The sequence below is a fragment of the Actinoplanes sp. NPDC051633 genome (assembly GCF_040681735.1).
In the GTDB taxonomy this organism is placed as follows: Bacteria; Actinomycetota; Actinomycetes; order Mycobacteriales; family Micromonosporaceae; genus Actinoplanes.
The window spans coordinates 1-7107 of record NZ_JBFAZH010000326.1 but is presented as its reverse complement, the minus strand read 5'-3'; the positions used below and the strand labels follow the sequence as shown (position 1 = coordinate 7107).

Below are 7107 nucleotides of genomic sequence, written 5' to 3'. Positions count from 1 at the left end.
AACACCAGCCCGGCCGACGCCGGCCCGGCCGGCGAGATCGGCGCGAACAGCAGGATGGCGTAAGCCGTGCCGGCCAGCAGCACCAGCAGGATCGCGGCGAGCGTCTCGAGGCCGCCGCCGGAGTCCTGCGCACGGCCGGTCAGCTCCTGCGTGAAACCGACCCCGCAAAGCACCCATACCGCCGGGGCGAGCACGAGGGCATACAAGATCGACCTGACATGGCGCACAGGCCGCACGGTACCTGGCCAGCCCAACGACCCGTAACCGTCCGAGTCGTCACTAAGGTGAGCTACATGACGGGCACAGTGCTGTGGAACCCCCCGGCAGACGTACGCGAAACCACCCGCATCGGTCACTACATGGCCTGGCTCCGCGACACCCGAAACCTGGACTTCGCCGGATACGACGACCTATATGCCTGGTCTGTCCGCGACCCCGAGGGGTTCTGGCGGAGCATCTGGGACTACTTCGAGGTGATCGCGCACACCGACCCCGTCGCCACGCTGCCGAAGCGGACCATGCCGGGCGCGATCTGGTTTCCCGGCGCGACCCTCAACTACGCCGAGCACGTCCTGCGCATGCCGGGCATCGGCGACGACGAGCCGGTCGTGCACGCGTACTCGCAGACCCGAAGCGCGACCACATTGACCGCCCGGCAGCTGCGCGCGGAGGTCCGCCGCGTCCGCGCCGGGCTGAAGGCCCTCGGTGTCGCCAAGGGGGACCGGGTCGCGGCCTATGCCCCGAACATTCCCGAGACCTACGTGACCATGCTGGCGACCGCCGCCCTGGGCGCGATCTTCTCGTCGTGCGCGCCGGAGTTCGGCACCAGGTCCGTCACCGACCGCTGGCAGCAGATCGAGCCGAAGGTGCTGGTGGCGGTGGACGGCTACCGGTACGGCGACAAGATCATCGATCGCCGCCAGGAGGTGCAGGCGATCCGGGACGCGCTGCCGTCCGTGGAGAGCGTCGTGACGATCGGCTACCTGGAGGGCGGCGGCACCTACGACGACCTGGGCGGGGACGACGAGCTCGAGTTCGAGCCGCTGCCGTTCGACCACCCGCTCTACGTGCTCTACAGCTCGGGCACCACCGGCCTGCCCAAACCGATCGTGCACGGCCACGGCGGCATCCTGCTCGAGCACGTCAAGATGCTCGCCCTGCACCACGACCTCGGCCCCGGCGACCGCTTCTTCTGGTTCACCACCACCGGCTGGATGATGTGGAACTTCCTGGTCAGCGCGCCGGCGGTGGGCGCGTCGATCGTGATGTTCGACGGCAACCCCGGCTTCCCGGATCTGACCTACCTGTGGCAGCTGGCGGCCGACGCGGACATCACCTATTTCGGCACGTCGGCGCCGTTCCTCATGGCGTGCCGCAAGGCGGGCGTCGAACCGCCGCGGAACCGGATCCGCGGCCTCGGGTCGACCGGTGCGCCGCTGCCGCCCGAGGGCTTCGACTGGGTGTACGAGCACGTCGGCAAGGACCTGCAGCTCCAGTCGCTGTCCGGCGGCACCGATGTCTGCACCGGCTTCGTCGGCGGGGTGCCACTGCTTCCGGTCACCGAGGGCGTGATCGCCTGCCGTGCGCTGGGCGCCAAGGTCGAGGCGTACGGCCCGGACGGCGTACCCGTGGTGGGGGAGCTCGGCGAGCTGGTGATCACCGCGCCGCTGCCCAGCATGCCGGTCGGCTTCTGGAACGACCCGGACGGCACCCGTTACCGCGAGGCCTACTTCGACGTCTTTCCGGGCGTCTGGCGGCACGGCGACTGGATCACCATTGCCGAGGACGGCAGCTGCGTGATCACCGGTCGCTCCGACGCGACGCTCAACCGCGGCGGGGTGCGGCTGGGCACCGCCGAGTTCTATTCCGTCGTCGAGAACATCGAGGGCGTGCTCGACTCGGTGGTCGTGCACCTCGACGAGGGCTCCGACGAGCTGCTGCTGTTCGTGGTGCTGGCCGACGACGCCGAGCTCGACGACGGCATGCGCGATCGGATCAGGCGAGAGCTGCGTGCCGCGCTCTCGCCGCGGCACGTCCCGGACCAGATCCATCGGGTACGCGCCGTGCCGCGCACCCTGTCGGCCAAGAAGCTGGAGGTCCCGGTCAAGCGGATCCTGACCGGGACACCCGTGGAGTCGGCGGCCGCGAAGGGCGCACTGGCGAACCCCGAGTCGCTCACGGCGTTCGAGGATTTCGCCAGGTCTCGCGCAAATGACGGTGACCCGCTCGGCTGAGACGCGCTTCTGCACCGCGGCGGCGTCGAGGTTGACGCAGAGCACGACGCTCGCGCCCACGGCCAGCGGCGCGATCAGCCAGTCCACCGGGTCGGGATGCAGCGCGGCGTCGATCAGCACCCGGTCGCCGGCGCCGATGCCCAACTCGGCGGCGCGCTGCCCGGCCTCCTCCATGGCGTCGCGATGGCTCAGCTCGAACGGCCCGGCGAAGGCGACATCGTCCGGCTCGACGGGCTGAACCGGGCGAAAATGGTCGCCGTAGTTGCGTACCTCAGTCGGATAGTCGACAAAGCCGGCCGGCACCTCACGCAGGGGCATGGCGAACGGCAGCAACCCGGTCACGTATCGGTCACCGGCTGACCACTGTCGGGCACGGTCCGCCTGGCCAGGCCAGGTGAACATCACCTCGACCGGCCGCGGGTCCGGCCCGAGATCGGCGGCCAGCCCGGCGGTCACCGTGCCGAGCAGCACGGCGGCGGTCTGCCAGTGCGCCGGCAGCAGCACGGCGACGGTGTCTCCCGCGCCCAGTCCCGCGCCGTCGACCAGCAGGTTCGCCGTCTTCGAAACCCAGTTGTCCAGGGTGGCGCCGGACAGCTCGGTGCGTTCACCGGAGGCGTCGTCGTAGTAGGTGAGCAGGGGGGCCGCCGGGTCGCGGCGGACGGCGGCGGCGAACGCGGCCGTGACGGTCTCGGTCATCGACACCGACGATAGAGCGTGACGCTCGGTGACCGGTCATGGACGCGCTGAAGATTGAGTAGGTCGCCATGCCACACGGTGGCAAGCGACGCGGTGTCGTGGTCATCGCCGCGATGCATTTCGGGCGTACGCTTGCGAGTGATCTGGCCGACAAGTTTGGGAGTTGCCTCGTGACCGCCACTCGTCCCCCGCGAGTGCTCGTCGACGCCACCAGCGTTCCCGCCGACCGAGGAGGCGTGGGCAGATACGTCGACGGTCTCCTCGGCGCCCTCGGCAAGCTGGGCCCCGAGCGGGTCGATCTGGCCGTGGTGGCACAGCGGACGGATGCGGAGCGTTACGCCCGGATGCTCACCGAGGCGGAGGTGATCGCCGGCCCCGCGGCGGTCTCGCACCGCCCGGCGCGCCTGGCCTGGGAGCAGACCGGCCTGCCGCTGCTGGCCCAGCAGGTCGGCGCCAAGGTGCTGCACTCGCCGTTCTACACGTGCCCGCTGCGGGCCGGCTGCCCGGTCACCGTCACCGTGCACGACGCGACGTTCTTCACCGAGCCGGAGCACTACGACAACACCAAGCGGACGTTCTTCCGCAGCGCGATCAAGACGTCGCTGCGCCGCGCCGCCCGGGTGATCGTCCCCAGCAAGGCGACCCGCGACGAGCTGATCCGCCTGCTGGACGCCGACCCGACGCGCATCGACGTGGCGTACCACGGGGTCGATCCGGTGGCGTTCCACGCGCCGACCGAGGAGGAGAAGGCGCGAGTGCGTGCCCGGCTCGGGCTGGGCGACACCGGCTATGTCGCGTTCCTCGGCGCCAAGGAGCCGCGCAAGAACGTCCCCAACCTGATCCGCGGCTGGGCCCGCGCGGTGGCCGACTGGCCGGATCCGCCCGTCCTGGTGCTGGCCGGCGGTCAGGGTCACGACGACGACATCGACCGTGCCGTGGCCGAGGTGCCGTCCCACCTGCGGCTGCTGCGCCCGGGCTATCTGCGGTACGCGGACCTCCCCGGCTTCCTCGGCGGCGCGCTGGTGGCCTGCTACCCGTCCTTCGGTGAGGGCTTCGGCCTGCCGATCCTCGAGGCGATGGCCTGCGCGACCCCGGTGCTGACCACTCCCCGCCTGTCCCTGCCCGAGGTCGGCGGCGACGCGGTGGCGTACACGACGGAGGACCCCGACCGGATCGCCACCGACCTGGCCGACCTGCTGCACGACGAGCAGCGCCGGGTCACGCTGGCGAAGGCGGGCTTCGACCGGGCGAAGGAGTTCACCTGGGCCTCCAGCGCCGAGGTACACGCCAACACGTGGACTCGAGTGTCGGCCAGTCAGGCGTGACCTGGCTCGTTACACTCGGTGCGCATGACTGACGAAACGGGCGGCCTCTTCGCCGTTATCCCCGCAGGTGGCAGCGGGACCCGACTCTGGCCGCTGTCACGCGCCGGTCACCCCAAGTTTCTGCACCCGCTGACCGGCACCGAGGCGTCGCTGCTGCAGGCCACGGTGGACCGTCTGGCCCCGCTGGTCACTCCGGACAGCGTGTACGTGGTCACCGGCGTCGCGCACGCCGCGGCGGTGTCCCGGCAGCTGGCCGGCGTGCCGGTGGAGAACATCCTGGTCGAGCCGTCGCCCCGGGACTCCTGCGCGGCGATCACCCTGGCCGCCGCCGTGATCGCGCGGCGTAACCCCGAGGCGATCATGGGTTCGTTCGCCTCCGACCACCTGATCGCGGACACCGGCGAGTTCATCGAGGTGCTCCGCCGGGCGATGATCGGCGCTCGGCAGGGCCTGCTGATGACCCTCGGCATCACGCCGACCCGCCCGGAGACCGGCTACGGCTATCTGCAGTGCGGCGGCGTGATCGGCGACGGGCCGGTGCTGTCGGTCGAGGAGTTCAAGGAGAAGCCGTCGTACGACGTGGCCGAGAGCTACGTCAAGTCGGGCAACTACCTGTGGAACGCCGGCATGTTCGTCTGGCGGGTCGACGTCTTCCTCACCGAGCTGGCCCGCCAGCAGCCGCAGCTGCACGCGGGCATCGCCCGGATCGCGCAGGCCTGGGACTCGCCGGGCCGCGAGGAGGTCATCGGCGAGGTCTGGCCGACACTGCCCCGGATCTCGGTGGACTACGCGGTGATGGAGGGCGCGGCGGCGGTGGGCCGGGTCGGCTCGGTGCCGGGCGACTTCGGCTGGAACGACGTCGGCGACTTCCACACCCTGGGCGAGGTGCTCGCGGCGGACGCGGCCGGCAACGTGGTGGTCGGCCGCGACTCGATGGCCAAGCCGGGGGTACTGCTGCGCGAGACCGAGGGCCTCGTGGTGGTGCCGAACTCGGGGCGCCTGATCGCCGCCCTGGGTGTCCGCGATCTGATCATCGTGGACACGCCCGACGCGGTGCTGGTCTGCCCGCGCGACCGGGCCCAGGAGGTCAAGCACATCGTCGACGAGCTCAAGGAGCTCGGCGAGCTGGGCTACATCTGAGCCAGCCGCTTCAGGGCCGCCTCCACCTGGCCGACCACGCCGTCGGCCAGGGGAGTGGGCAGCGCGTCCGGGGCGAACCAGCCCAGCGCGTGTGACTCCTCGCTCACCTGCTCGGCCGCGCCGGCCGGTGCCGTCGCCAGGAACCGCACGTCGAAGTGAAAGCCGCACGGCGTCCGGTGGATGTGCAGATCGATCGGGTCCGGGTCGAGGGTCAGGCCGGCGATCCCCGACTCCTCGGTGGCCTCCCGCAGCGCGGCTCCGGCCAGGCTGCCATCGCCGTCCTCGCAGTGGCCGCCCACCTGCATCCACATGTTGAGGCGGCCGTGCAGGCAGAGCAGCAGCCGCCCGTCGGCGCCGGCGATCATCGTGCTGGCCGTCACGTGCCCCGGCTGGTGTGCCCGGGTCATCGCCGCCGGCCCGTCGCCGAGCAGCCCGAGCGTCCGCCGCCGCGCCTCGTCGGCCTCCGCCGATGTGGCCGCCCAGCCGGTCAGCAGCCGGACCGCGTCACCGTGTAGGTCACTTCTCCGCACGGTAGAACGCTACGGCACCGAATCGGCCCGTCCCGCGGCCGGTCTCGGCGGCGCCGGTCAGCCCGGCCGCACGCAGGTCGGCGAGCACCCGGTCGGGAGTGCTGTGCGCCAGGTGGGGATGCTTGCGGTGGCCACCGGGTGCGGAGGCGTCGGCGTCGACCACGTGCAGTTGCCCGCCGGGCCGCAGCACCCGCCGGACCTCCCGCAACGCCCGCATCCGCTCCTCCTCGTCGAGGTGGTGCAGCATGAACGACGACAGCACCCGGTCGAACGTGTCGTCGGGCAGCGGCAGGTCGCCGGCGAATGCTTGCTCGTAACGGACGGGCAGGTTGCGGCTGGCCGCTTTGCGGCGGGCGATGCGGAGCGCGCGAGGATCGGGGTCGATGCCCAGCGCGTCCACGTCCGGCGTGCGGCGGCCCAGGGCGGTCAGCAGGTTCCCGGTGCCGCAGCCGATCTCCAGCACGCGCAGGCCACCGCGGATGTCGGCGTGTCCGAGAAGTTGTTCGTGGACCCGGCGGACGCCCCAGAGCCGGGTGAACGGATCGTAGAGGGGCAGCAGCCAATGCTTGCCCATGGCGGGTAGATAATCCGTGCGACGAATTTCGGTCATACTCTGAGCCTCATGCGGGACACAGCAACGGCCAAGAGTCGATCCGGGCACGTGATAGGACGATCTTCGGATGGTGTGCCGGTTGTCGCGTTCTCCCACCTGCCCGGTCTCCCGTCGATCGCGGCCACCGCGCTGCCGGCGCCCGGCCCGAGCGAGATCGGCGCCCACGCGCACGAGTTCCTCACCCTCTTCTACGCGCACCGGGCCGACGACACGATGGTGATCGACGGCCGGCCCTGGGCGGTCGCCGACGGGGATCTGTTCGTCATCGGGCCCGGCCAGGTCGTGTCGATCGACTCACACGAGACCGTCGCCGCCGAGGGATGGGCGGTGTGGTTCCCGGCCGACGTGATCCAGCCGGGTACGCCCGGTGCGTACTCGTCGTGGCGCTCACACCCGCTGCTGTTCCCCTTCGCGAGCGGGGTCGACCGGGCCCAGCGGCTCCGCGTCCCGCCGGCCGAGCGGGCCGCGGGGCGGGGGAGGGGCAAGGGCCTCGACCCCGCGCCCAAGGGCCCCCCCCCCGCCCGCCCCCCAGCCGCCCCCGCCCACCACACCCGACAGCGGGTGGCGAA

6 protein-coding genes and 2 pseudogenes are annotated in these 7107 nt (G+C 71.4%); 4 read left to right on the top strand and 4 right to left on the bottom strand.

Features of this window, described 5'->3' with window-relative positions:
- Window positions 1-227: hypothetical protein (locus AB0M20_RS19350; protein WP_364299900.1), on the bottom strand; the 227-nt coding region annotated here is incomplete at its 3' end.
- 66 nt (window positions 228-293) lie between these two features.
- On the opposite strand from AB0M20_RS19350, the gene AB0M20_RS19345 reads away from it, so the two are divergent.
- Window positions 294-2234 carry an acetoacetate--CoA ligase gene (locus tag AB0M20_RS19345; protein WP_364299898.1) on the top strand — a complete coding sequence of 647 codons (1941 nt, stop codon included), beginning with the start codon at window positions 294-296 and terminating at the stop codon, window positions 2232-2234.
- A 42-nt stretch (window positions 2235-2276) separates the two neighbouring features.
- On the opposite strand, the pseudogene AB0M20_RS19340 reads toward AB0M20_RS19345, so the two are convergent.
- Window positions 2277-2930, bottom strand: a pseudogene (locus tag AB0M20_RS19340) (TIGR03089 family protein); the annotation flags it as partial.
- A gap of 170 nt (window positions 2931-3100) precedes the next feature.
- Between AB0M20_RS19340 and AB0M20_RS19335 the strand changes: the two are divergent.
- Together AB0M20_RS19335 and AB0M20_RS19330 are read left to right on the top strand one after the other, a co-directional pair.
- Window positions 3101-4255, top strand: a complete 1155-nt coding sequence (locus AB0M20_RS19335) for a glycosyltransferase family 1 protein (RefSeq protein ID WP_364299896.1) — start codon at window positions 3101-3103, stop codon at window positions 4253-4255.
- 24 nt (window positions 4256-4279) lie between these two features.
- Window positions 4280-5395, top strand: coding sequence for a mannose-1-phosphate guanylyltransferase (locus AB0M20_RS19330; protein WP_364299894.1), 1116 nt, complete (start codon window positions 4280-4282; stop codon window positions 5393-5395).
- Here the strand turns inward: AB0M20_RS19330 and AB0M20_RS19325 are convergent.
- The gene (locus AB0M20_RS19325) at window positions 5386-5925 is read right to left on the bottom strand and encodes an NUDIX domain-containing protein (RefSeq protein ID WP_364299892.1); all 540 of its coding nucleotides are present in this window, start codon (window positions 5923-5925) and stop codon (window positions 5386-5388) included. The two genes, AB0M20_RS19330 and AB0M20_RS19325, sit on opposite strands and share 10 nt — an antisense overlap.
- Window positions 5912-6535, bottom strand: coding sequence for a class I SAM-dependent methyltransferase (locus AB0M20_RS19320; RefSeq protein ID WP_364299890.1), 624 nt, complete (start codon window positions 6533-6535; stop codon window positions 5912-5914). The genes AB0M20_RS19325 and AB0M20_RS19320 overlap by 14 nt, the downstream gene beginning before the upstream one ends.
- Before the next feature lie 75 nt (window positions 6536-6610).
- Here AB0M20_RS19320 and AB0M20_RS19315 point away from each other — a divergent pair.
- Window positions 6611-7107 (top strand): annotated as a pseudogene (locus tag AB0M20_RS19315) (AraC family transcriptional regulator); the annotation flags it as partial.

Bases quoted from the DNA above. Each gene is read 5' to 3' on its own strand.
- AB0M20_RS19345 (WP_364299898.1), top strand. From the start codon at position 294: ATGACGGGCACAGTGCTGTGGAACCCCCCGGCAGACGTACGCGAAACC.
- AB0M20_RS19330 (WP_364299894.1), top strand. From the start codon at position 4,280: ATGACTGACGAAACGGGCGGCCTCTTCGCCGTTATCCCCGCAGGTGGC.
- AB0M20_RS19320 (WP_364299890.1), bottom strand. From the start codon at position 6,535: ATGACCGAAATTCGTCGCACGGATTATCTACCCGCCATGGGCAAGCAT.